A 23,873-nucleotide genomic window follows, 5' to 3' on the forward strand; every position below is an offset into this window, starting at 1 on the left:
ACCCTTTAGATTACCGAACTTATTTCTGTCACTAACGTGATTACTGACGAGCCATGCGGTGGTTGTGATCTGGCTTGTCTTGTTCCGTTGAGCGGTACGGGTTGATGTCCAAGCCACCACGGCGCGTGTAGCGGGCGAATACGGTCAGTTTGCTTGGTTGGCAGTATTTCATTAGATCCGTAAAAATACGCTCAACACATTGTTCGTGAAATTCGTTGTGCTCGCGGAAAGATACCAAGTAACGCAGCAGTTTCTCGCGATCTATTTTCGCACCTTGGTAGCGAATTTCTACACTGCCCCAGTCGGGTTGATTGGTGATCAAACAGTTTGACTTCAATAGGTGGCTATGTAGGATTTCTTCCACTTGCTCTTCACCTGCTGCGCCTTCAAGCAAATCGGCATCAAAATCGTAACTGGTGATGTCAATGTCTTGGTCATCAATGCATTCGCCTTCCATTGTCACAATAGGCTGATTGGTGTAGTGAGTAACTGGGTTCACCTCGACCAACACCTTTTCACCGGCACATTCAGATAGGTCTTGCGTTAAACGTTCTTCAACTTCTTCCCAGCTTGCAAAGCGGGTTTGGTTGTAGCTGTTTAAGTACAGTTTGAAAGACTTCGACTCAATCAAGTTTGCACTGGTGGCTGGAATGTATACTTCGCCAACGGCCACTTGTGGTAAGCCTTTACTATTTAACCAAGAGAGCTCGTACAGCGTCCAAATGTCGTGGCCCATAAAAGGAAGGCTGTCGCCTAACTGAAGGTCATCTCGGTTTAGGCTACGAGGAACTGGTTGCAGCAAGCTTGGGTCGTATTGGTTCGCATACTCGGTCTTTTTACCTAGTGTTAGGCCAGCAAGCTCTTTAGCGTCAGAATATTTGCTCATACTTTGTGGTCGTTTTCGATTAGAATGGCGAGAATTTTACTGAATCCGCTGGTCAATTGCCATCCGGCAAACACGGCTATCTGATAAATAAGGAATGAGGAGACCTTCATGACCCAAAACGTTACTCAGGCGCTACAAGAGTTCAGCCTGCGCTACCAACAAGCTTGGCAAGCTAAATATAATGAGTTGCCAAGCAGTGAAGAGCTTGCAGATCTTGTTTCTCCTTGTGTCGAAGAGAAGCGTGATGGAAAGGTGCTTTGGAAAGCGGTCGCACGTGATGAAATGGCCGATTTCACTAATGTGGAAAATGCGATTGAGTTGTCACTGCAAGATGATGTAAAAGCCTTTTATGGTTCTCAATACAGCGCCGATATGGAGGCAACTTGGCAAGGTAATTCGTTGACGCTGCTGCAAGTGTGGAGCGATGATGATTTTGTGCGCCTACAAGAAAATATTCTTGGTCATTTGGTGACGCAACGTCGCCTGAAACTTAAACCAACGGTATTTATCGCGGCGACAGATGAGGAAATGGATGTGATCTCGATTTGTAACCTCACTGGTAATGTGATTTTAGAGCGTTTAGGTACGTCTAAACGCGATGTGCTGGCGGATTCATTGGCTGAGTTCTTGAGCAAGTTAGAGGCCGCTGTCTAAATATGTACGTTGTTGAGTTGCAGTTTGAGTGTTTTGATAACACCACCGTCAGCGCGGTAGACAAAGCCATTAATGGCTTGATGGATGCGTTGCGTTATAACGGCCAAGTACTAGGCCGAGAATTCCCGATAGTGATGGGAGATGGCGAGTTTTATGTTCGTGTCGTTTGCCCAGAGCAAGACAGTTTGCATCCACGCTATCACTCAGATTTTGTCAAAGTGTGCATGAACCGTTTGTCAGACGCGTCTTTGCTTGCACCGAAAATGCGTATGCTTGGCCGTGATTTAAATTCAGAACAAGCGGCCGAAGAAGATACACCTAGCTGGCAAGTGTTGTACACGACTTATGTTCATACGTGTTCGCCATTGCGCAGTGGGGAAACGTTGTTGCCGATTCCTTTGTATCGCAATGAGCCGACGCTAAATGGTGACCATAAAGCCGTCATCAAATGGCAGACAGAATGGCAAGCGTGCGATGAAATCCAAATGGCTGGCGGGTGCCGTGCAGAGCATGCGGCGCTGCACGAGATTTGCGATGTAGACAGCGTGTTGTTCCGCCGCGGTTGGGATTTGCGAGGTCGTATCGAATACATCACCAAGGTTCCTACGTACTATTACCAATATCGTGTCGGTGGTCAGTCGCTGGAGAGTGAGAAAGCGCGCAAGTGCCCAAAATGCGGTGGAGAGTGGCTACTCGATGAGCCACTACATGACATATTTCACTTTAAGTGTGATGACTGCCGAATCGTGTCGAATATCTCTTGGGACCACCTTAAGTAACTAATTGAGGTTACTTAAATGGTTAGATAGAGAAATAAAAGGGCTGATGTTTTCACATCAGCCCTTTTATGTTCAGACTATTATTTTCAGTACGGTTTAGAAAAGTGGGATTACCAACCTTTCACTACGCCGCCTTTGAATAGCTCTTTTGCCGCTTCGTAAACTTCTTCCGTTTGGTAAGCTTTTACGAAGTTTTGTACGTTTTGCGCATTAACATTTTCTTCGCGAGCAACAATTAGGTTTACGTATGGTGAGTCTTTATCTTCAACAAACACACCGTCACGCTCTGGCGATAGGTCGATAGAGCTTGCGTAAGTGGTGTTGATGATAGATAGCGTTACGTCATCCAATGAACGTGGAAGTTGTGGCGCTTCTAACTCAATGATTTCGATATTTTTAGGGTTGCCTACGATGTCACGTACTGTAGCGAGTAGACCAACGCCATCACGCAGCGTAATCAAACCTTGTTGCTCAAGAAGCAGTAGTGAGCGACCTAGGTTCGTTGGATCGTTTGGAACTGCGATGCGTGCGCCATCTTGGATTTCATCGATTGACTTCACTTGCTTAGAGTAACCAGCAATAGGGTAAACGAATGAGTTACCCGCGATAGCCAGTTTGTAGCCGCGGTCTTTCACTTGTTGGTCTAGGTATGGTTTATGTTGGAACGCATTCGCGTCTACTGAACCATCATCCAGAGCGGCATTTGGCGTTACGTAATCGGTAAATGTTACTAACTCAACGTCTAGGTTGTACTTTTCTTTTGCTACTTTAGCTGCCACTTCGGCAACTTGTGCTTCAGCACCAGCAATAACGCCAACTTTTACTTTATTTACGTCTACTTCTTTGTCGCCACAACCCGCTAGAACAAGAGCAGAAGCGGCTGTTGCTACAGTCAAAAGACCTTTAAGGCTAAATTTCATCTTTATCTCCTTATAATTTGTATTTTCAATGCTTATCTGTGGTCTACACGGCGCACCACTGCGTCACCGATAGACTGAATAATCTGTACTAGAACAATCAGCATCACGACAGTCACAGCCATGATAGTTACATCGTAGCGGTGGAAACCGTAACGGATGGCTACGTCGCCGAGGCCGCCGCCGCCTACCGTTCCCGCCATGGCCGAGTAGCTAACGAGAGTGACTAAGGTGATCGTTACTGAGTTAACAATAGTCGGCATTGCTTCAGGTAGTAGAACTTTTGTGATGATCTGTGTTGGTGTCGCCCCCATTGACTGCGCCGCTTCCACCAAGCCTGTTGGTACTTCTAACAAAGCACCTTCAATAAGACGTGCAACAAACGGAATGGCGCCAATAGTCAGTGGGACGATTGCTGCGGTTGTACCGATAAAGGTTCCAACTAGCATTTTTGTCACTGGAATAATCGCAACCATCAGGACGAGGAATGGCACAGAACGACCAATGTTAACGACAGCGCCTAAGCTGCTATTTAGTTTGGTGTTTTCAAGTAGGCCGCCTTTCTTAGTAATGTGGAGGATTACGCCTAATGGAATACCCACGGCAAAGCCGACTAATCCGGCAACCGCAACCATGTAAAGCGTTTCCCACGTTGCACCTAAAAGTAGTTTGCTGTTTAAACTCAGCCATTCAGAAATCGTATTAAAGGACATAACCAAGTACCTCTACTTTTACGTTGTGCTTACGCAGGTATTCCAGTGCTGCGTTGTCATCTTCTTCATTACCAAATAGCTCTGCGACCATCATGCCGAATTTCACGCCGCCAGCGTAATCGAGATCGGAGCTTAAAATACTCACATCAATATTGTATTTACGAGAAATTTGCGACATTAACGGTGCATCGACGGTTGCGCCAGTAAACTCTAAGCGAACCAACGGGTAGCTGCCATCAACACGCTCTGCTTGCAGACGTGCTTGGTAATCTTCAGGAATGGATAGATCCAGCGTTGAGCGAATGAATTGGTGCGCCAGCTCCGTTTTAGGGTGCGCGAAAATATCGCCAACGGTGCCTTTCTCCACCAACTCACCACCACCGATGATCGCCACTTCGTGACAGATGCTTTTTACCACTTCCATTTCGTGGGTAATCAGTAGAATCGTGATGTTGAGTTTGCGGTTGATCTCTTTCAATAGCTCAAGGATAGATTGAGTCGTTGCAGGATCCAGTGCGCTAGTGGCTTCGTCACACAGTAGTACGCTTGGATCGGATGCCAATGCGCGAGCAATCGCCACACGTTGTTTTTGACCGCCACTTAGGTTGGACGGATAGCTTTCGTGTTTGTCGGCTAAGCCAACAAGTTTTAGTAACTCAGTGACTTTTGTTGTGATTTGCGATTTGTCTTTGCCTGCCAGTTCCAGTGGTAGCGCCACGTTATCAAACACAGTACGAGACGAGAGCAGATTAAAATGCTGGAAGATCATGCCGATGTTACGGCGCGTTTCGACCAACTGCTTTTTGCTGAGCTTTGTTAAATCAATGCCATCAACGATGATGGAGCCAGATGTTGGTGCTTCTAACATGTTTACGCAGCGGATCAGCGTACTTTTACCAGCACCAGATGAACCGATAACACCGAAGATGGTGCCCTTGGCGATGTGTAGGTTAATGTCTTTCAGGGCAAGGATTTCCTTACTGCCTTGGTAGAACACTTTATTGACGTTTTTTATTTCTATCATGTTTCAACCTGCCCAAAGATACGGGGAACTTCGCTGTCAAAAACGGCCTTTGACAGAACTTAATGTTGAGCTTTATCTCACTTCTCAGTTGATGCTATGGGTTAACCAGAATGAAGTCAATAGATATTTTTACGTCTAGACGTCTAAATGTATGGATGTTCTGTTTTGAAGAGAATGAGGAGTAAGTTACGAGGAGAAGATAAGTGGAGAGCCCCCTCAGAATTACCGATTCTTGCCCAACAAATCAACTGTTTTGTCGAGGCCTAGAATGAATTAGATAGTGTTGAAGTTTATAAGGTATGTAATAATCTGATTAAACCGAGTTAATAGAGAAATACGTTTTGGCAAAACCTGCTGTTTTTATCGATCGTGATGGCGTGATAAACGTTGACCACGGCTACGTTCATGACGAACATGATTTTGAGTACATTGATGGTGTGTTTGAAGCGACGAAAGCGCTGAAAGATCAAGGTTACCTCTTAGTGCTAGTGACGAATCAATCGGGCATCGCACGTGGTAAATTCAGTGAAGACCGTTTCTTGTCTCTGACTCAATGGATGGACTGGAACTTTGTTGATCATGGTGTTGAGTTTGATGGTATCTACTACTGTCCACATCACCCTGAACATGGCATTGGGGATTACAAGCAAGATTGTGATTGCCGCAAGCCTAAACCTGGTATGTTTATCTCTGCTCGCGACTTCTTGAAAATCGACATGGAAAAATCAGTGATGATTGGTGATAAAGCCGAAGACATGATGGCAGCAGAAGCCGCAGGTGTTGGCACTAAGATTCTGGTTCGCACAGGTAAGCCAATCACCGAGCAAGGTGAAGCATTAGCAACGGTTGTGCTTGATAGTGTTGCTGACGTGCCTGCATATCTAAAGAAATAATCTGCACAATTCGCATATTTAAGGGAAGCGTTTGCTTCCCTTTTCTCTTGTTACTGTTAAAGTTCAGTCACCTAAGCATTCATCCATTCTAGTTTGATCACTTATGAGCAAAAAACTCACCATTCTTGATATCGCGAAATTGGCAGGCGTTGGCAAATCAACAGTAAGCCGTGTGCTTACCAACGATCCAAAAGTGAAACCTCAAACGCGAGAGAAAGTAGAGCAAATCATTCGTGAATCTGGTTATGTACCGTCCAAATCTGCGCAATCAATGCGTGGCGGTAGCCAAAAAGTTATTGGTGTTATCATCTCCCGTCTAGACTCACCATCAGAAAATCGCGCCGTTGGTACAATGCTCAATGCATTGTATTCCGCTGGTTATGATGCGGTGATCATGGAGAGTCAGTTTGACCGAGACAAAACCAATGAGCACTTGAGTGTGCTTAAGCGTCGCAATGTGGATGGCGTGATTGTATTTGGCTTTACTGGATGCGATGAGCAAGCCTTAGCTGAGTGGGGCAATCGCATTGTGGTGATTGCGATGGATACCGATAACGTCTCTTCCATCAATTATGATAACCAAGGCGTGATAGACATGGCTTTGTCTCACCTTGAGCAGCAATCTTTATCTCGCATTGCTTATATTGGTGTTGATCCCGAAGATAAAACCACAGGCTTGGCTCGTTTAAATGCTTACAAAGCTTGGTGTCAGCGCAAGCAACTTATGCCTTGCTTCCAAACCGGTAAGCTTAGCCATGAAAGTGCTTATCAGCTGGTGGACCACGTTCTCAATGCAGACACGCAAGCCATTGTGTGTGCCAGCGATACCATTGCATTGGGCGTAATCAAGCGTCTTCAAGAGTTAGGTCGTGAAGACGTGGTCGTGACAGGCGTGGGTGGTAACGAGTTGCTTTCTTTCCTTTTCCCTAAAGTATTTAGTGTCGATCCTGGTTATACCCTTGCGGGTGAAAAGTCCGCTAAAATGCTGATTAATCAATTAAATGGCGATGAAGAAGTCGTCCACTTCACTCAACAACCTATTTGCCGCTAATCCACACTACAACGATTTGCTCTAAAATTATACTGTGATCATTCTCAATTAATGGGACTGTTCCCATTTTGTTTTTTGTCTTTGAGTGGCAATATTAAAATTAAGAGATGGGAATGTTCCCATTCATAAAAAAATAAAATGATGAATCGAATGTATCCAATACAGGGTGGACAAAGTTATGAGTAAGATTGCGCGTAAAGACGTGGAGCGTCTTATTGAGCTGGTCGGGGGGCCGGACAATATTGCCAGTGTAAGCCACTGTTTAACTCGCTTGCGTTTTGTTCTAAACGATACGGACAAAGCAGACACAAAACAGTTAGAAGCATTACCGATGGTGAAGGGCTGCTTTACCAACGCAGGTCAATTCCAAGTCGTCATCGGCACTGAAGTTGATGAGGTTTACAAAGTACTGATCGAGCTAAGCGGTAAAAGTGAAGCGAGCAAAGACGAATCCAAGAATGCTGCTCGTCAAAATATGAATATCGTTGAGCGTGGTATTTCCCACCTTGCAGAAATCTTTGTACCACTGTTGCCTGCGATCATCACTGGTGGTCTGATCCTTGGTTTCCGTAATGTGATTGGCGACATCAAAATGTTTGATGGTCAAACCCTAACGGAAATTAGTCAGTTTTGGGCGACTGTTCATTCATTCCTATGGTTAATTGGTGAAGCAATTTTCTTCTTCCTACCCGTTGGTGTGTGTTGGTCGACCGTGAAAAAGCTCGGCGGTACACCGATTCTGGGTATCACGTTGGGTGTGACGTTGGTTTCGCCGCAGTTAATGAACGCGTACTTGATCGGTAAACAAGCACCAGAAGTCTGGGATTTCGGATTGTTTGTGATTGAGAAAGTGGGCTATCAGGCGCAGGTGATTCCCGCGATGTTAGCGGGTATGGCACTGGCGTTTATCGAAACGCACTTAAAACGCATCATCCCATCTTATCTATACCTTGTGGTCGTGCCGTTTGTTTCTCTCATTGCCTCGGTGATTTTAGCGCACTCGATCATTGGTCCATTTGGTCGCATGTTGGGTGATGGCGTGGCATTCGCAGCAAAAGCAGCCATGACGGGTGACTTCGCGATGATTGGTTCAACTATCTTCGGCTTCTTATACGCGCCACTTGTGATCACTGGTATCCACCACACAACCAACGCCGTTGACTTGCAGTTGATGCAAGAATTGGGTGGCACGCCGATTTGGCCTTTGATTGCACTATCGAACATTGCTCAAGCATCGGCAGTGGTTGGCATCATTATCATCAGTAAAAAGCAGGATGAGCGTGAAATCTCAGTGCCTGCGGCGATTTCCGCCTACCTTGGTGTAACAGAGCCAGCCATGTACGGCATCAACTTGAAATACAAGTTCCCAATGTTGAGCGCGATGATCGGTAGTGCATGTGCTGCTGCTATCTGTGGTAGTGCGGGCGTAATGGCGAACGGCATCGGCGTAGGCGGCTTGCCGGGTATCTTATCTATCCAGCCGCAGTTTTGGGGCATCTTTGCTCTGGCGATGCTAGTCGCGATGGTGGTACCTGCCGCATTAACATTAATTCTTTATAAGCGTGCACAAGCGAAAGGTGAGCTTGAGGCGGAAAACGCGTAATTCAATTTGAGGCAGTGACTTGGCTGCCTCCTCCTGTTTTTCTTTTCAAATTTTAAGTTTCCGATTACTGGTAAGTGAGTGTTAGAAATGGCTATGACCAAGCATGATGAGAGCTGGTGGAAAACCGCAACCATCTACCAAATTTACCCAAAAAGCTTTTGTGACAGTGGCAGTAAAGGCACGGGCGACATTCAAGGGATCATTTCTAAACTGGATTATCTAAAACATCTCGGTGTGGATGCGATTTGGCTGACGCCAGTGTATCAGTCTCCAATGGTTGATAACGGTTATGACATCTCCGATTACTACGCGATCAACCCCGAGTTCGGCACGATGCAAGATTTCGATACCCTGTTGGCAGAGGCTCATCAGCTGGGCATTCGAATCATCATGGACATCGTGGTCAACCATACTTCGACAGAACACAAGTGGTTCCAATCGGCGTTAGGGGACAAAAACAGCCCTTACCGTGATTACTACATCTGGAAAGATCCGGTTGATGGCGCAGAGCCCAACAACTGGCAATCGAAGTTTGGAGGCAATGCTTGGGAATTGGATGAAGCGACAGGGCAGTACTACTTGCACCTTTTTGCTAAAGAGCAGGCGGATTTGAACTGGGAAAACCCAGTGGTGCGCGAAGAAGTCAAAGAAGTCATCAGCTTCTGGGCAGACAAAGGCGTGGATGGTTTCCGTCTTGATGTCATCAACCTGATTTCTAAACAACAAGATTTCCCAAGCGATGATATTGGCGATGGCCGTCGTTTCTATACTGATGGTCCTCGCGTGCACGAATATCTGCAAGAAATCAGCGAAGCCGTGTTCCAAAAGTACGGCAGCGTGACGGTGGGTGAAATGTCTTCGACCACGCTAGATCACTGCCAGCAATACTCTTCGCTAGACGGCAAAGAGCTATCCATGGTGTTCAACTTTCATCATCTGAAAGTCGATTATCCGAATGGTGAAAAATGGACCAAAGCGCCATTTGATTTCATTCAGTTAAAGCAGATCTTCAACCATTGGCAAACGGGCTTAAATGGCAAAGGGTGGGGCGCGCTGTTCTGGTGTAACCACGATCAACCTCGTGTGGTAAGCCGCTTAGGCGATGATAAACAATACCGCGTTGAATCTGCCAAGATGCTGGCGGCGTCTGTACACATGATGCAAGGCACACCTTATGTTTACCAAGGGGAAGAGATTGGCATGACCAATCCAGGTTACACGGAGATCAGCCAGTACCGCGACGTAGAAAGCACCAACATGTACGACATCATGGTCAACCGCGATGGCGTATCACACGAGGAGATGATGGCGATTTTGGCGCAGAAGTCGCGTGATAACTCACGTACGCCAATGCAATGGAATAGCCAAAAGCACGCCGGTTTTACCGAAGGCACACCGTGGCTTGAAGTGGCGCAGAATTACTCTGAAATCAACGCAGAAGCAGCGGTTGCTGATTTGAACTCGGTGTTCTACTTCTACAAACGTTTGATTGAGCTACGTAAACAGGTTTCGGTGATCACCGATGGCCGTTATGAAGATTTATTGCCAGAGCATCAACGCATTTTTGCTTACGCTCGCCAGAACGACAAACAAACGCTGCTGTGTATCAACAACTACTACGCTGAAGAGGTGGAATGCGTTCTGCCAGAGCGTTTTGATATGAGTAAAGCGAAAAACTTGCTATCTAACTATCAAAACTCAGCGAGTGCAGTCGCGTCAAACCATCAAGTATTACGACCTTACGAAACTCGTATTTTATTGATAGAAGAATAAACTCGGGTGTCACCCCCTAAGATTGATGTTCGAGATAAAGGCTTTGGTGTGCTCCCCAAAGCCTTTTTTATTGAGATGCGAGATACTTGTGGAGTACAGGCTTATTTTGCTTCAATTGCTGTTAGCAGCACTTTCTCTTCATTGATTTGTACTTGTTGTACTTTTAGCAGTTCGATTTGCTCAATCAGACCTAAGCTCGGGTTAAACCAACGTTCTGCCGAAGTGGCGAACTCCATTGAGTCCATATCATCGCAGTTTAGGTTGTAAGTATTCTCTTCCGTCAGGTACGCCGCTTCAATTTTCTTGCTTGAAATTGAGAACGTTTTACGTACGCCAGTCTCTCGGATTTGCTGCTGCCAAACCACTTGGCAAGATGCTGTCATTGGCAGGTTTTGCACCCACTCATGCTCTTCAAAACTGTCTAGTAGGTTGTGAACTGCGTAGCCTGTTAGAGTGGTTTGCAGAGATATGGTCTCTTCACCGATATCAATGTTCGGGCTTTTCTCTTTTACGTCGTCACCGTTGAGACGAAAAATAGGGCTGCTGTGCATCAGCATGGCAACAAACTGCTGGTTAATGGAATAAGCGTCGGTGACTTCATGAAGTGCGCCATCAGAGCCTGCAAAATAAAGCGTATTGCTCTCTTCATCGTCGTTGTACTGTTCGTCAGAATAGTAGAACTGTTTGGCGCCGTAGTTCACCAAGTCATTAACCAACTGGACCATTGCTTCGCTGTTTGGGATTTGTGCCAATGCTGCCAACAATTGCTCGTTATCCATCGCTTGGAAACTCAGTTTCATCTCGCCTTCAGGTTGGCCATCCAGGCTAAACGCGTAGTTTAGTTGTGTGCTTGGCGTGGGAGCGAAGATTGAGTTTTGAATCGCGATGTCGAAACTTTCTTGAGGCACTTTGTTTGGATTAGCACTGCCAGAAGATAAACCGCCGCCACAGCCGTAAAGAGCCAGAGTTGCTGCTGCGATAAGCGTCATTTTGTTTAGCATGGTTTACATTCCTGATTGATTAGGCCGTTTCATGTTGGGCCGTTGCTTGAATGCGAGCATGCTAAGTTTAGTGAGCTAAAAAGGGCAAAAAACAAAAGCTAATAGGGCTTAACGAAAGCTTAATTTTATATTTAGGTCTTTGTTTTATTTGGGTTTATTTCGTTAGCTACGTTGGTGCAATACTCGTTGATGAGCGCTTTCCATCGGCTGATAATTTCTTGATCGGTCAAACTGACATGCAACGTTTTCCATGGTTGAAGGCAAGTTTCTTTCGATTCAGATTGAGAAAGACGTTCAAACAATGTCTCGGAAGGTAAAACGCGCAGCAGTGCCACCAGTGATTCCATGTAGTTGAGACGGAACTGTTCGAGTTTGTTTTGTTTATAAGCGATGTGAGACACAAACGTATAAATCAGCGCGTTTTGAATACGTGAGTCGCCATCTGGAGTGGTCAGCAGAACTTTTGCTCGGTCTAGGTTACCTAGTTTGAAATGCAATACGCCTAACCAGAGGCTTAGCTCATCTGGCAAAACATCGAACGACGACTGCACTTGCGTCAAATACGCCTCCAGCTTTTGAGGTTCTTGCTCGTACAAAGCGAGATGCCTTGCGGTTGTGATAGCTGCAAACTCATCAGCTTGTTGGAGAGGCTGGTTAGAAAAGACATTCTCAAACTGCATTTTTTGGTGAACGTCTGACAGTTGCCATGTACTGGCTGAAGGTGCAGGCAAGTTGAAGTACTGCGCGACATCTGAGTGAATTTGGAAGATATCCGATTGTAGGTCGGATAAGCGCAGTGTGTATTCGTTGCGAAACGCCAGTTTCCCTGTCGCAGGATAAATAAGGTTCATCTGAGCTTTCAAGGTGCCTTGCTCTGCGCCGTCTTTTAACTCTATGTTGAGTTCGTAATCACTGGTCTGCATGTTTCGCGCGCCAGGGAAATACGGCGTATGACCGATAGGATCAAGAAAGTAACTGGGAGCGTCTTGGTTGGCGATGTCGGTGTATGGATATTCGACTTGTTGTTGCAGTAAGACGGCTTTGACTAGTATGCGGTATTTTCGCGCCTGAGAGCCGATTGCATCGACACGGTTGAGCAGCAACTCGACTTTGGGGATAAGTAACTGATGACGTGTTTGTTGTGTTGAAATCTCTTGGCGTTGCCATAACAAGCTTGCGAGCGTCACGCTACAAACCGTAAGTACGGCACATAAGCTATAAGCAAAAATCAGCTTGATGTTCTTACGGTTCGTAACTTGAGATGTAATAGCACGTCGATGGTTTTTCGCTGGTGGCACTAAACGGATATTCGCAGGGTTTAGAAAGTAACCTTTGCGAGGGTAGGTGACCAAGAGCTTAGTCGCATCGTACTCGGGGAGATGCTGTTGTAGCAGCGCACGTAAGGTGCTAATGCGGTTAGTGAGTACATTCTTAGAGATGAATTTGCTCTGCCAAATGGTTTCGATAATGGTATCGGCAGAGAGCGGATGTCCCACGCTTGTTAGCAGCAGCTCTAATAACTCAATGGTACGAGGTTCGAGATCAATCGCGACAGTGTCTTGATGAAGAGTTTGTGTCTTCGGATTATAGACCAACTCGCCAATCGCAATACAACTGTGAGTTTGTTTGGCTTGTTGCAAAAAATCGCGCATACCGCACCGCGTTATTTGGAAATGGCGAAATATTATATAGCGATTGGAGCGCGAAATCTTATAAATTGCGCTCCAATTATCATCAAAAGTTTATGAACCGTAGGTCACGGAATAGCGATGAGGCTTATGGTTCATCGCTAACACGACATTCAGTGCAAACGCGCCCAAAATCGAAAGACCAATTACTTCTGGAGTGACAAAGAAGAATGACGCAAACAGGATGCACGCATCGATTGCCATTTGGCTTTTGCCAACTGAAATGCCAAATTTGTCCTGAATAAATAAACACAGCACGTTAAAGCCACCTAAGCTGGAGCGATGTCGGAACAAGATCAGCATACCGAGTCCCATTAAAAGCCCACCTGCGACGGCACAATAAACTTCATTTACCGATTCGAGCGAGATTAGCAAATAAAGATGATCGGCAAAGATAGAAACCAAAGCGCCAGAAATGGCACTATTAATGGCGAAATGACGGCCGAAGCGTTTCCATGCTAGCAAGTAAAAAGGACTGTTTGCTAAAAAGTACAGCACACCAAACGTAAAAGGTGTAAATTGGCTAATAAGCAGAGCCAATCCTGTCGTCCCCCCTGTTAGGAGGTTTGCGGATTGGAGAAAGAAAACGCCTTGAGCTACCAAAAAGGTACCCGTGAGAATCGCTATCCAGTCTTCTTTTAATGAGTGTTTTTCCATCAACATTGCAGTCATTAGTGATAAATAAGGCGTGCATAGTAGTAAAAAGATGATCTTTTCGGTAGCTAGAGGGTAAAATTTACGGTAAACCTATGTAATTGCTGTTTTACAGGGTGTAAAGCACAAAATTGACAGGCAATAGAGCGTCGTTATGCAATTGCAATGCGGGCGTGATACAGATTGCTTGTCATCATGAAAAAACTGCATGAGAAAAATTGTAAATTTCTCTTTATGACCCAGATCAAATTATGTAGAATGCGCGCCATTAGGGTGACGAAAACGTTTGCGCGGGGTCATTCGACAGTTTTTTTGCAACTTTCAGTACTAATCTGAGTCAGGAGATACAGATGCTTAAGCGTGATATGAACATCGCAGATTACGATGCGGAACTGTTCGCAGCTATCCAGGAAGAAACTCTTCGCCAGGAAGAACACATTGAACTTATCGCTTCTGAAAACTACACAAGCCCACGTGTAATGGAAGCGCAAGGTTCTCAGCTAACGAACAAATACGCTGAAGGCTACCCAGGCAAGCGTTACTACGGCGGTTGTGAGTACGTAGATAAAGCGGAACAACTTGCTATCGACCGTGCATGCAAACTGTTCGGTTGTGAATACGCGAACGTACAGCCTCACTCAGGTTCTCAAGCAAACAGCGCGGTTTACATGGCGCTTCTTAACCCAGGCGATACAGTTCTAGGCATGAGCCTAGCGCATGGTGGTCACCTGACTCACGGTTCTCCAGTAAACTTCTCTGGTAAGCACTACAACGTTATCCCTTACGGTATCGATGAAGCGGGTCAAATCAACTACGACGAGATGGAACAGCTAGCGCTTGAGCACAAGCCTAAGATGATCATCGGTGGTTTCTCTGCTTACTCGCAAATCGTTGATTGGAAGCGCATGCGTGAAATCGCTGACAAAGTAGATGCTTACCTTTTCGTTGATATGGCGCACGTAGCGGGTCTTATCGCAGCAGGCGAATACCCAACACCTGTTCCACACGCTCACGTGGTAACAACAACGACGCACAAAACACTAGCAGGTCCTCGCGGTGGTCTTATCTTGTCAAATGCTGGCGAAGATATGTACAAGAAATTGAACTCAGCAGTGTTCCCTGGTGGTCAAGGTGGCCCTCTAATGCACGTTATCGCTGGTAAAGCAGTAGCGTTCAAAGAAGCGATGGAGCCAGAGTTCAAAGCTTACCAAGCTCGCGTAGTGAAAAACGCAAAAGCAATGGTTGGTCAATTCCAAGAGCGTGGCTACAAAATCGTATCTAACGGCACAGAAAACCACTTGTTCCTTGTGGACCTGATCGACAAAGACATCACTGGTAAAGATGCAGACGCGGCACTAGGTGCAGCAAACATCACAGTGAACAAAAACTCGGTACCAAATGACCCACGCAGCCCATTCGTAACGTCTGGTATCCGTGTAGGTACGCCAGCGATCACTCGCCGTGGCTTCACTGAAGAAGACGCAAAAGAGCTAGCAAACTGGATGTGTGACGTTCTAGATAACATCGGCAACGAAGAAGTTATCGAAGCGACTAAACAGAAAGTGCTCGAAATTTGTAAGCGTCTACCGGTTTACGCCTAACTGTTCTTCATAGAATGAGTCAATTTCGGTGTCGAACATACTCACTTGCTCGCGCAAACTCCGTGTGTTCTCCTAGAACTCGACTCGTCTATTTTGAACATTGATATACTAAAGGTCCTCAATTGAGGGCCTTTTTGTTTGTCTGGCGTTTGGAATGAGATATAGCGAAGAGTGTGTGATAAGGAGATGGCTACCAACACTTGTCCCTTTCAATATATCCAAACCGCGTCATTCCGACGAGCCTAGGCGAGATCAGGAATCTTGTTGAGGCACACTCTTTTACTCAGCGTTTCCCAAAAAATCATCAGTACGTTGGAAACTGATTCTCAATCACGCTCGTTCCTCGCTGTTCAGAATGACGGAGGTAGAATGGCTTTTTATCACCATTTGACTGATACAAAAAAGGTTGGCACTGAGCCAACCTTTTCTCTTCAAAATAAGCGAGTGCTTATTTAATCTCGATGCCTTGAGCCTGCATATCGGCATGGTAAGAAGAGCGAACAAATGGACCACACGCTGCGTGCGTGAAGCCAAGCTCTAGTGCAACTTCTTTTAGCTCGTCAAACTCTGATGGCGGAACGTAACGCTCTACTGGCAAGTGGTGACGGCTTGGCGCTAGGTACTGACCTAGAGTCAGCATCGTTACGCCGTGTGCGCGTAGATCTTTCAGTACTTCGATGATTTCTTCTTTGGTTTCACCAAGACCCATCATCAAACCAGATTTGGTCGGTACATCTGGATGCTGCTCTTTGAACTTCTTAAGAAGCTCAAGTGACCATTTGTAGTTCGCACCTGGGCGAGCTTTACGGTAAAGACGTGGTGCTGTTTCTAAGTTGTGGTTGAAGACATCTGGCGGATTATCTTTCATTAGATCAAGCGCTACGTCCATACGACCACGGAAGTCAGGAACCAGAGTTTCAATCTTAATATGCGGGTTCAACGCACGGATCTCGCGGTTACAGTCGGCAAAGTGCTGTGCACCACCATCACGCAGATCGTCACGGTCTACAGAAGTGATTACTACGTATTTCAGCTTCATATCGGCGATGGTTTTCGCCAGTTTTTGAGGCTCTTCTGCTTCCGGTGGTAATGGGCGGCCATGAGCAACGTCACAGAAAGGACAACGACGAGTACAAATAGCACCTAGGATCATGAAGGTAGCTGTACCGTGGTTAAAACATTCCGCTAGGTTAGGGCAAGATGCTTCTTCACATACGGAGTGAAGTTTATTCTTGCGCATCGCCGCCTTGATGTCTTGAATTCGTTGGCTGTCGGCTGGTAGCTTGATCTTCATCCAAGCAGGCTTACGTAGCACTTCTTTCTGCTCTGTAGGCATGTTCTTTACGGGAATCAATGCCATTTTATCGGCGTCACGATATTTAACGCCTTTTTCCATCTGGATTGGTTTGCTCATGCTTTATTACCTTGAGAAGGTGCTTCTGTGCTGAATTCTACTTGCTCATAGTCGAGCAAAGTAACGAGTTCTTCTATTAATTGTTTTTCTACGGCTTCTACATTGTCTGGGCCGCCAAATTGGCTGACCTGAACCATTTCCATACCTTCATAACCACAAGGGTTAATACGCAGAAACGGTGTTAAATCCATATTTACGTTCAAGGCTAAGCCATGAAACGAGCATCCTTTACGAATGCGTAAACCGAGAGAGCATATTTTTTTACCGTCAACGTAAACGCCTGGTGCGTCAGGTCGCGCGGCCGAATCGATATTGTATGCTTTTAGCGTGTTGATCACGAGGTTCTCGATAGTGGTAACGAGATCTCGTACACCTAATTTTTTGCGGCGTAAGTTGATCAAGAAATAGGCGACCAACTGACCAGGGCCATGATACGTAACCTGGCCTCCGCGATCACTTTGTACAACAGGAATGTCACCAGTGTTAATAAGGTGCTCAGCTTTACCTGCCTGACCTTGCGTAAATACTGGGTTATGTTCTACCAACCAGACTTCATCAGGGGTTTCTTCTGTGCGTTGGTCGGTGAACTCATGCATCGCCTTCCATACAGGCTCATAGTCTTGGCGGCCAAGTCGTTTTACAACAAGTTGGTGTTGCATGGGAATTCCTGTTGCTAATATATAAAGTTTTTGGATTATAAACCGGATAACCCTGATGCTCTACCGCTGAGTAACAGATTTTTAACTGAAAGCGATGTAAAGTTTTGTTATCTGGTTGATAAATAAAAAGAAAGCAGCCGAAGCTGCTTTCAAAAAAAATTTAATCTATCAAAAAATTATAGAACCATGCGCACGATGTCAATTTCACCTAACTCTTTGTATAGCGTCTCAACTTGCTCGATAGACGTCGCAGTGATGTTGATTGATACCGAGTGGTAGTTGCCCTTAGCACTTGGTTTAACGGTCGGGCTGTAGTCACCTGGAGCATGGCGCTGAATAACTTCAAGAACAAGCTCTGGAAGTTCAGGCTTTGCATGACCCATTACCTTGTAAGTAAATGAACAAGGGAACTCAAGCAGGTCTTTTAATTTTGCATCAGAGTTGATGGTTAGCATATCGATAACTCCAGTAGATATTCGTTGCGGTGCGAAATAGTACAGTCAAATTAGGGGGAACTCAAGACGAGGATCTCAAACTTAAAAAGCCGCCCTTTCAGGCGGCTTTGCGAATAAGTTTGCTACTCTAACGTCCTTCTTAGAAGAAGCTCTTGAATAACAATACGATGTAATCCCACATGCGGCTAAATAGACTACCTTGCTCTACGGTTTCTAGTGCCATTAGTGGGTATTCGGCAATATCTTCACCATCGATCTGATAGTATAGCTTACCAACTACATCACCTTTATTAATTGGGGCTTCTAGCTCTTTTTCAAGGACGAAGCTGGCTTTTAGGTTTTTCGCTTCACCACGTGGTAGTGTTACGTAAGTATCTTGGTCAAGGCCCAACGCTACAGTGTCTTTGTTACCCATCCACACTTTTTCTTCAACGAACGTTTCACCTGCTTTGTGCGGTGCTACTGTTTCGAAGAAACGGAAGCCGTAGCTTAGTAGCTTTTTGCTTTCTGACTTACGAGCATTGGCATCTTTCGTGCCCATAACGACCGCAACCAAACGCATTTGGCCTTCAGTTGCTGAACTTACTAGGCTGTAACCCGCATTGCTTGTGTGACCCGTTTTGATGCCGTCAACGTTCATGCTCTTATCCCAAAGTAGACCGTTACGGTTGTATTGGGTGATGCCGTTGTAAGTGAATTTCTTCTCTGAGTACACGCGGTACTCATTTGGTACGTCACGGATCAGGGCTTTACCTAGCAATGCCATGTCGTATGGTGTCGAGTACAGCTCGGCGTTATCTAGACCATGAACGTTGGCAAAGTGCGAGTTCGTCATACCTAGTGTGTTGGCCCAAGCGTTCATTAGGTCAACAAACGCATCTTCTGAGCCTGCAATGTGTTCAGCCATCGCTACACAGGCATCGTTACCAGACTGGACAATGATACCGCGGTTTAGGTCACGTACTTTTACAGTTGTGCCTACTTCAATGAACATTTTTGATGATTCAGGGAAGTTTTTCGCCCATGCATTTTTACTGATGGTGACATCGTCATCTTCTGAGATATTACCACGCGCTAGTTCTTGGCCGATTACGTAGCTGGTCATCATCTTAGTCAGACTAGCTGGAGACAATTTTGTGTTCATCTCTTTCTCTGCCAGTACTTTACCTGAATGGTAATCCATCAGTACGTAGCCCTTCGCCGCGATTTGAGGGGCATCTGGAACAACGATAGGTGATGCAAGAGCAGATTGAGCGAAAGTTGCAGAAAGGGCAACCGAAGAAACGAGAATAGATTTCACAAACTTATTTTTATTCATGGTAATTCAAATTTTTGGGTTAACTGCGGACATCTTATCAGAATCCCCAGCTATGTAAGAGGGGATCGAGGAGAAATTCATGACACTAGGTCATTTGGCAGTGTTGTGTTTTTTAATAAATGCAGACGAATAGCCGAGCAACTTTACTTTATCTAGAGTGGCTTGCGTCAGGGAATAGTCAGTAAATGGCCCTAACAACAAGCGATAAGACTCTTTCGCATTTTCTAGGAAAGTTTCTGTATCCAGTTTTTGACCAAGCTCTGTCCCTAAAGTTCGTGCGCGTTCTTCATTTTTTGATGATGCCACCTGAATAACGTACTTAGGGTGCGCTTCTAATGATTTTTTATCCGTGGGCTGATTGATACTGATTACTTCAATTTCCACGTTCGCTGTACCTGTTTTTATCACATCTAACTTATGTGCTGCGGCATAGCTTAAATCGATAATACGGCCATCGTGAAACGGACCTCGGTCATTAACTCGTACTACGGTAGTTTTGCCGTTGTCAGTGTTGGTGACTTTTACGTAACTCGGTAACGGTAGCGTTTTATGAGCCGCTGTCATTGAGTACATGTCATAGATTTCGCCATTAGAAGTCAAATGACCTTGGAACTTCTTCCCATACCAAGATGCGCGGCCTTTTTCTTTAAAGCCTTTGGCATCGCGAACTATTTTGTAGTCTTTGCCACGCAAGTGGTAATCTTTGTTCCCACCTAGGCTGTACGGTTCATATTTAGGGTGCGCATCCTCGATGTGTTCGACTGAAAGCGGTGTATCCGGTGCAACATCGGATTCGAGTTCGTAACGGCCTTCTTGTTCTTTTTGGCTAGTTGATGAACAGCCTGCCAAAATAAGAGCAGAGAAAACCAAGGAATATAAAGCGCGTTTTTGCATGTCTAGGTCGCCTTAGAGAATGCTTTTCGGTGCGTATGAATTGACATCAGAATACCAAAGCCAGCCATCAAGGTTACCATTGATGTGCCGCCATAACTAATGAGTGGCAACGGTACACCTACTACAGGTAGGATGCCACTTACCATGCCAATATTTACAAAAATATACACGAAGAAGCTGAGTACAATACTGCCTGCCATCATTCGTCCAAATGCAGTTTGCGCTTGGCTGGCGAGGTATAAACCTCGTCCAATAATAAATAGATAGATGGCTAAAAGGCAAAGGAAGCCAATCATACCCCATTCTTCAGCAATTACTGCAAAGATAAAGTCAGTGTGTCGTTCAGGAAGAAATTCCAGTTGTGATTGAGTGCCTTGCAACCAACCTTTGCCGGAAATACCACCAGAGCCAATCGCGATTTTACTCTGAATAATGTGGTATCCCGCACCAAGCGGATCTGACTCTGGGTTAAACAGAGTACGTACGCGAACTTTTTGGTATTCGCGCATCAAGAAGAACCACAAAATCGGAATGAAACCACCGAGTGCGATGGCGGCACCAGCGATGATTTTCCAACTAATGCCCGCGAGGAAGATAACAAAAATACCGGAAGCGGCGATTAGGATAGAGGTCCCTAAGTCAGGCTGTTTTGCAATGAGGATGGTTGGTAAGCAGACCATAATCAGTGCAACGATGAGTGTTTTTAGTGTTGGCGGAAGGGGCTGTCGACCAACATAGCGTGCCACCATTAATGGCACCGCGAGCTTCAATAACTCAGAAGGTTGAAAGCGCACAAAACCGAGGTTAAGCCAACGCTGTGCGCCTTTCGAGGCTTCACCGAAAAACAGCACGCCAAAGAGCAGTATGACGCCGCCGACGAACATCAAAGGTGCCAAGCTCTCGTAGGTTCGTGGAGAAAGCTGCGCAAGAACGATCATCACAACGAGTGAAAGCACCATCCGCATAGCTTGGCGATCCATCATTAGTAAACTTTGGCCACTAGCGCTGTACATGATCACCAGGCCAAACCCCATCAGGGCCAGTATGCCAAGTAGGAGTGGTAAGTCGATATGGAAGCGTTCAAACAGGGCGCGATTTTTACCTGTAGAGGGATCCATCTTCATTACTGTTTTACCTCTTTCTTCGCATTGTTTTCAGGCTCAATTTCTTCTGGGCCTAGAACGACTCGGTCAAAAATTTTCCTTACTACTGGGGCACCGTTGCTAGAACCACCGCCGGCGTTTTCTAGTACTACAGTGACGACCACTTTAGGATCATCAAATGGTGCAAAGCCAGTAAATAACGCATGGTCACGTAAGTGCTCGGCGATCTCATCGGCGTTGTACTCTTCGTTTTCACCCAGACCGAAGACCTGTGCAGTACCTGATTTACCCGCTGTTTGATAACTCATTTTGTAGAATGAGCGGCGAGCTGTTCCGCGCGTGCCATGGTTTACCCGACGCATGCCTTCTTTCGCCATATCCCAGTACTTTTTCGGTACATTCTTGATTGGCGGGTAAGTCACGTATTCTGTTGTTTGTTGTTCTTCGAAGTCGTTGCCGTTCTCTATCGTCGCTTTGAGCAAGTGAGGTGCGATAACTTCTCCCTCATTTACTAATACGGAGGTCGCTTTGGCGATTTGCATTGGTGTTGCTGTCCAATAACCTTGGCCGATACCCACAGGGATCGTATCGCCTTTGTACCACGGGGTTTTATGGCGAGACATTTTCCAGTCACGAGTCGGCATATTCGCCTTACTTTCTTCGTAGATATCGATGCCAGTGTAATCACCAAAACCGAACATCATCATCCAATTTGAAATACGGTCAATGCCCATGTCATAAGCGATTTGATAGTAGAAGGTATCAACAGACTCTTCGATCGACTTAATGATATCGACGCGTCCGTGTCCCCAACGCAACCAGTCACGGAATGGGCGTGTGTTGGAATTTGGTATGCGCCAATAACCTGGATCATTTCGCGTAGTGTTCGGTGTGACGACACCTTCTTGTAGCGCGGCTACCGCCATAAATGGTTTGATGGTAGACGCGGGTGGATAAATGCCAAGTGTAGTACGGTTGACCAAAGGACGGTTTTTATCGTTCAAAAGGGCGCGGTAGTCTTTACCCGAGATTCCGTGCACGAACGAGTTAGGGTCGTAGCTAGGGCTTGAAACCATAGCCAGTACGCCGTTGTCTCTAGGATCGATCACTACAGCACTGCCTCGGCGGCCATCCAATAATTGGTGTACGTACAGCTGCAAGTTGATATCAAGGTTTAAAACGATGTCTTTTCCGGGTACAGGTGGAACGTACTTTAACGTACGAATTACTCGGCCGCGGCTGTTTACCTCGACTTCTTGATATCCGGCCGTACCGTGTAAGAGGTCTTCGTAGTATTTTTCGATACCCAGCTTACCAATGTCGCGAGTGGCTTGATAGTTTGCGTCTTTTTCTTCACGGATCAGGCGCTGCATGTCGCGATCATTGATTCGAGAAACGTAACCAATCACGTGGGTTAAGACTTCGCTGAAAGGGTAATAGCGCTTTAAGGTCGCACTTATTTCTACACCAGGAAAGCGGTACTGATTGACGGAGAATACCGCTACTTGTTTTTCGTTCAGTTGGGTAAGCAGTGGGACTGACTTAAATCGACGAGTCCGTTTACGCTCTTGGTGGAAACGTTCAATCTGATCTGGGGTAATTTCCAGAATGGTTTGTAGTTCTTGGATGGTTGCATCAATGTCTTTAATTTTTTCTGGAGTCAGTTCTAAGTTAAAGACGGGACGGTTCTCTGCCAGTAAAACACCATTTCGGTCATAAATCAGACCTCGGTTGGGCGCGATAGGAACCACTTTGATACGGTTATCGTTCGAGCGGGTTTGATAATCTTGAAACTGGTTCACCTGAATGTTGTACATATTGGCGACCAGAGCTCCCATCAAGAGAACAATGCCGATAAAAGCGACAATAGCGCGGCTGGCAAACAGACGCGCTTCGGCTTGATAATCTCGGATTTGACTGCGGCGCTTACGAATCATTAACGCTTGGCTCTAAAGTTAAACAACGATTATTCGCGGTGGTAAGGATGGTTCGCGGTGATGCTCCACGCTCGGTATAAGCTTTCTGCCATTACGATACGCACTAAAGGGTGGGGTAGCGTTAAGGCAGACAATGACCAGCTTTGGTCTGCTGCAGCTTTGCATGCAGGAGCGAGTCCTTCAGGACCGCCGATTAAGATTGATACATCACGGCCATCTAATTTCCAAGCTTCTAACTGCTCAGCGAGTTGAGGAGTGTCCCATTTTTTACCTGGGATATCTAACGTGACGATACGGTTGCCTTTTGGTACCGCAGCGAGCATCGCTTCCCCTTCTTTTTGCAGGATACGAGCGATATCGGCATTTTTTCCACGTTTGCCAGCAGAGATTTCAATCAACTCCAATGGCATATCATGTGGGAAACGGCGACGATATTCTTGAAAGCCTTCCTCAACCCATTTTGGCATTTTTGTGCCAACAGCAATTAGTTGAATTTTCAAAAGATTAACCCCAGAGTTTTTCTAGCTGGTAGAGTTCGCGGTGCTCTTCTTGCATCACGTGAAGCATGGCGTCGCCCATATCTAGGACTACCCATTCACCTTCGTTTTCACCTTCCATTCCTAGTGGCTCAAGACCGGCTTTTTTCACTTCTGTTGCAACGTGGTCAGCGATGGATGAAACGTGGCGTTTGGATGTGCCAGTACAGATGATCATGTAATCTGTAACGCTTGATTTATCTTCCACATTTAGGACGATAATGTCTTCCGCTTTCATGTCGTCGGCTTTATCAGCTAAAAAGTCTTTCAGTTCTTCGCGAAGCACTCGGTTTTCCTCGGTTTGTCTCTTATCTCTACAG

23 protein-coding genes are annotated in these 23,873 nt (G+C 45.9%); 7 read left to right on the plus strand and 16 right to left on the minus strand.

Annotated elements, in window-relative coordinates:
• Window positions 1-40: 40 nt before the first annotated feature.
• Window positions 41-886 carry an NADPH-dependent 7-cyano-7-deazaguanine reductase QueF gene (queF, locus tag J8Z23_RS03545; protein WP_005391365.1) on the minus strand — a complete coding sequence of 282 codons (846 nt, stop codon included), beginning with the start codon at window positions 884-886 and terminating at the stop codon, window positions 41-43.
• A 108-nt stretch (window positions 887-994) separates the two neighbouring features.
• Between queF and syd the strand changes: the two genes are divergently transcribed.
• Both syd and J8Z23_RS03555 read left to right on the plus strand, forming a co-directional pair.
• A complete protein-coding gene (syd, locus tag J8Z23_RS03550; protein WP_053808745.1) occupies window positions 995-1,540 on the plus strand; it encodes a SecY-interacting protein in 546 nt (181 codons plus the stop codon).
• 2 nt (window positions 1,541-1,542) lie between these two features.
• A complete protein-coding gene (locus J8Z23_RS03555; RefSeq protein ID WP_434635013.1) occupies window positions 1,543-2,319 on the plus strand; it encodes a Zn-ribbon-containing protein in 777 nt (258 codons plus the stop codon).
• Window positions 2,320-2,429: 110 nt separating this feature from the next.
• Here J8Z23_RS03555 and J8Z23_RS03560 read toward each other — a convergent pair whose 3' ends face one another.
• Genes J8Z23_RS03560 through metN form a run of 3 tightly spaced genes read right to left on the minus strand, consistent with a single transcriptional unit; the run spans window position 2,430 to window position 4,973 of the window.
• Complete coding sequence (locus tag J8Z23_RS03560) at window positions 2,430-3,239, minus strand: MetQ/NlpA family lipoprotein (protein WP_005391357.1); 810 nt, start codon at window positions 3,237-3,239, stop codon at window positions 2,430-2,432.
• Window positions 3,240-3,271: 32 nt separating this feature from the next.
• Window positions 3,272-3,949, minus strand: a complete 678-nt coding sequence (locus tag J8Z23_RS03565; protein ID WP_005391355.1) for a methionine ABC transporter permease — start codon at window positions 3,947-3,949, stop codon at window positions 3,272-3,274.
• Window positions 3,939-4,973 (minus strand): methionine ABC transporter ATP-binding protein MetN, encoded by a 1,035-nt coding sequence (gene metN, locus J8Z23_RS03570; RefSeq protein ID WP_005391353.1) that lies wholly within the window; start codon window positions 4,971-4,973, stop codon window positions 3,939-3,941. Before metN ends, J8Z23_RS03565 begins: the two co-directional genes overlap by 11 nt.
• Before the next feature lie 341 nt (window positions 4,974-5,314).
• On the opposite strand from metN, the gene gmhB reads away from it, so the two are divergent.
• From gmhB to treC, 4 genes are all read left to right on the plus strand, one after another.
• Complete coding sequence (gene gmhB / locus J8Z23_RS03575) at window positions 5,315-5,866, plus strand: D-glycero-beta-D-manno-heptose 1,7-bisphosphate 7-phosphatase (protein WP_005391350.1); 552 nt, start codon at window positions 5,315-5,317, stop codon at window positions 5,864-5,866.
• A gap of 103 nt (window positions 5,867-5,969) precedes the next feature.
• Complete coding sequence (gene treR / locus J8Z23_RS03580) at window positions 5,970-6,917, plus strand: trehalose operon repressor TreR (protein WP_434635018.1); 948 nt, start codon at window positions 5,970-5,972, stop codon at window positions 6,915-6,917.
• Window positions 6,918-7,095: 178 nt separating this feature from the next.
• The gene (treB, locus tag J8Z23_RS03585) at window positions 7,096-8,520 is read left to right on the plus strand and encodes a PTS trehalose transporter subunit IIBC (RefSeq protein ID WP_434635021.1); all 1,425 of its coding nucleotides are present in this window, start codon (window positions 7,096-7,098) and stop codon (window positions 8,518-8,520) included.
• Window positions 8,521-8,607: 87 nt separating this feature from the next.
• Window positions 8,608-10,293, plus strand: a complete 1,686-nt coding sequence (gene treC / locus J8Z23_RS03590) for an alpha,alpha-phosphotrehalase (RefSeq protein ID WP_434635287.1) — start codon at window positions 8,608-8,610, stop codon at window positions 10,291-10,293.
• A gap of 101 nt (window positions 10,294-10,394) precedes the next feature.
• On the opposite strand, the gene J8Z23_RS03595 is transcribed toward treC, so the two are convergent.
• The 3 genes from J8Z23_RS03595 to J8Z23_RS03605 form a co-directional block, all read right to left on the minus strand.
• Window positions 10,395-11,294, minus strand: coding sequence for a hypothetical protein (locus J8Z23_RS03595; RefSeq protein ID WP_301658702.1), 900 nt, complete (start codon window positions 11,292-11,294; stop codon window positions 10,395-10,397).
• 131 nt (window positions 11,295-11,425) lie between these two features.
• Entirely contained in the window at window positions 11,426-12,946 is a 1,521-nt protein-coding gene (locus tag J8Z23_RS03600; protein WP_301658703.1) for a winged helix-turn-helix domain-containing protein, read from the minus strand.
• A 90-nt stretch (window positions 12,947-13,036) separates the two neighbouring features.
• The gene (locus J8Z23_RS03605; RefSeq protein WP_031780204.1) at window positions 13,037-13,639 is read right to left on the minus strand and encodes a YitT family protein; all 603 of its coding nucleotides are present in this window, start codon (window positions 13,637-13,639) and stop codon (window positions 13,037-13,039) included.
• A gap of 347 nt (window positions 13,640-13,986) precedes the next feature.
• Here J8Z23_RS03605 and glyA point away from each other — a divergent pair, with 347 nt between their 5' ends.
• Window positions 13,987-15,237 (plus strand): serine hydroxymethyltransferase, encoded by a 1,251-nt coding sequence (gene glyA / locus J8Z23_RS03610; protein WP_005391333.1) that lies wholly within the window; start codon window positions 13,987-13,989, stop codon window positions 15,235-15,237.
• A gap of 448 nt (window positions 15,238-15,685) precedes the next feature.
• Here glyA and lipA read toward each other — a convergent pair whose 3' ends face one another.
• From lipA to rsfS, 9 genes are all read right to left on the minus strand, one after another.
• Window positions 15,686-16,651: a lipoyl synthase gene (gene lipA / locus J8Z23_RS03615; protein WP_301658704.1), complete on the minus strand. Its 966-nt coding sequence runs from the start codon at window positions 16,649-16,651 to the stop codon at window positions 15,686-15,688.
• Window positions 16,648-17,310: a lipoyl(octanoyl) transferase LipB gene (gene lipB / locus J8Z23_RS03620; RefSeq protein ID WP_005391320.1), complete on the minus strand. Its 663-nt coding sequence runs from the start codon at window positions 17,308-17,310 to the stop codon at window positions 16,648-16,650. Before lipB ends, lipA begins: the two co-directional genes overlap by 4 nt.
• A gap of 176 nt (window positions 17,311-17,486) precedes the next feature.
• Window positions 17,487-17,765 (minus strand): DUF493 family protein YbeD, encoded by a 279-nt coding sequence (gene ybeD / locus J8Z23_RS03625; protein ID WP_005384135.1) that lies wholly within the window; start codon window positions 17,763-17,765, stop codon window positions 17,487-17,489.
• Window positions 17,766-17,904: 139 nt separating this feature from the next.
• The gene (locus J8Z23_RS03630; RefSeq protein WP_012842069.1) at window positions 17,905-19,083 is read right to left on the minus strand and encodes a serine hydrolase; all 1,179 of its coding nucleotides are present in this window, start codon (window positions 19,081-19,083) and stop codon (window positions 17,905-17,907) included.
• Between the two features lie 90 nt (window positions 19,084-19,173).
• Window positions 19,174-19,977: a septal ring lytic transglycosylase RlpA family protein gene (locus J8Z23_RS03635; protein WP_046874297.1), complete on the minus strand. Its 804-nt coding sequence runs from the start codon at window positions 19,975-19,977 to the stop codon at window positions 19,174-19,176.
• 2 nt (window positions 19,978-19,979) lie between these two features.
• Entirely contained in the window at window positions 19,980-21,101 is a 1,122-nt protein-coding gene (gene rodA / locus J8Z23_RS03640) for a rod shape-determining protein RodA (protein WP_005391317.1), read from the minus strand.
• The gene (gene mrdA / locus J8Z23_RS03645; protein ID WP_005391316.1) at window positions 21,101-23,017 is read right to left on the minus strand and encodes a penicillin-binding protein 2; all 1,917 of its coding nucleotides are present in this window, start codon (window positions 23,015-23,017) and stop codon (window positions 21,101-21,103) included. Before mrdA ends, rodA begins: the two co-directional genes overlap by 1 nt.
• A 29-nt stretch (window positions 23,018-23,046) precedes the next feature.
• Window positions 23,047-23,517 (minus strand): 23S rRNA (pseudouridine(1915)-N(3))-methyltransferase RlmH, encoded by a 471-nt coding sequence (gene rlmH, locus J8Z23_RS03650; RefSeq protein WP_017821762.1) that lies wholly within the window; start codon window positions 23,515-23,517, stop codon window positions 23,047-23,049.
• A gap of 4 nt (window positions 23,518-23,521) precedes the next feature.
• Entirely contained in the window at window positions 23,522-23,839 is a 318-nt protein-coding gene (gene rsfS, locus J8Z23_RS03655) for a ribosome silencing factor (RefSeq protein WP_005373015.1), read from the minus strand.
• Window positions 23,840-23,873: the final 34 nt, after the last annotated feature.

The sequence above is a fragment of the Vibrio sp. SCSIO 43086 genome (genome assembly GCF_051132235.1).
Classification (GTDB): domain Bacteria; phylum Pseudomonadota; class Gammaproteobacteria; order Enterobacterales; family Vibrionaceae; genus Vibrio; species Vibrio diabolicus.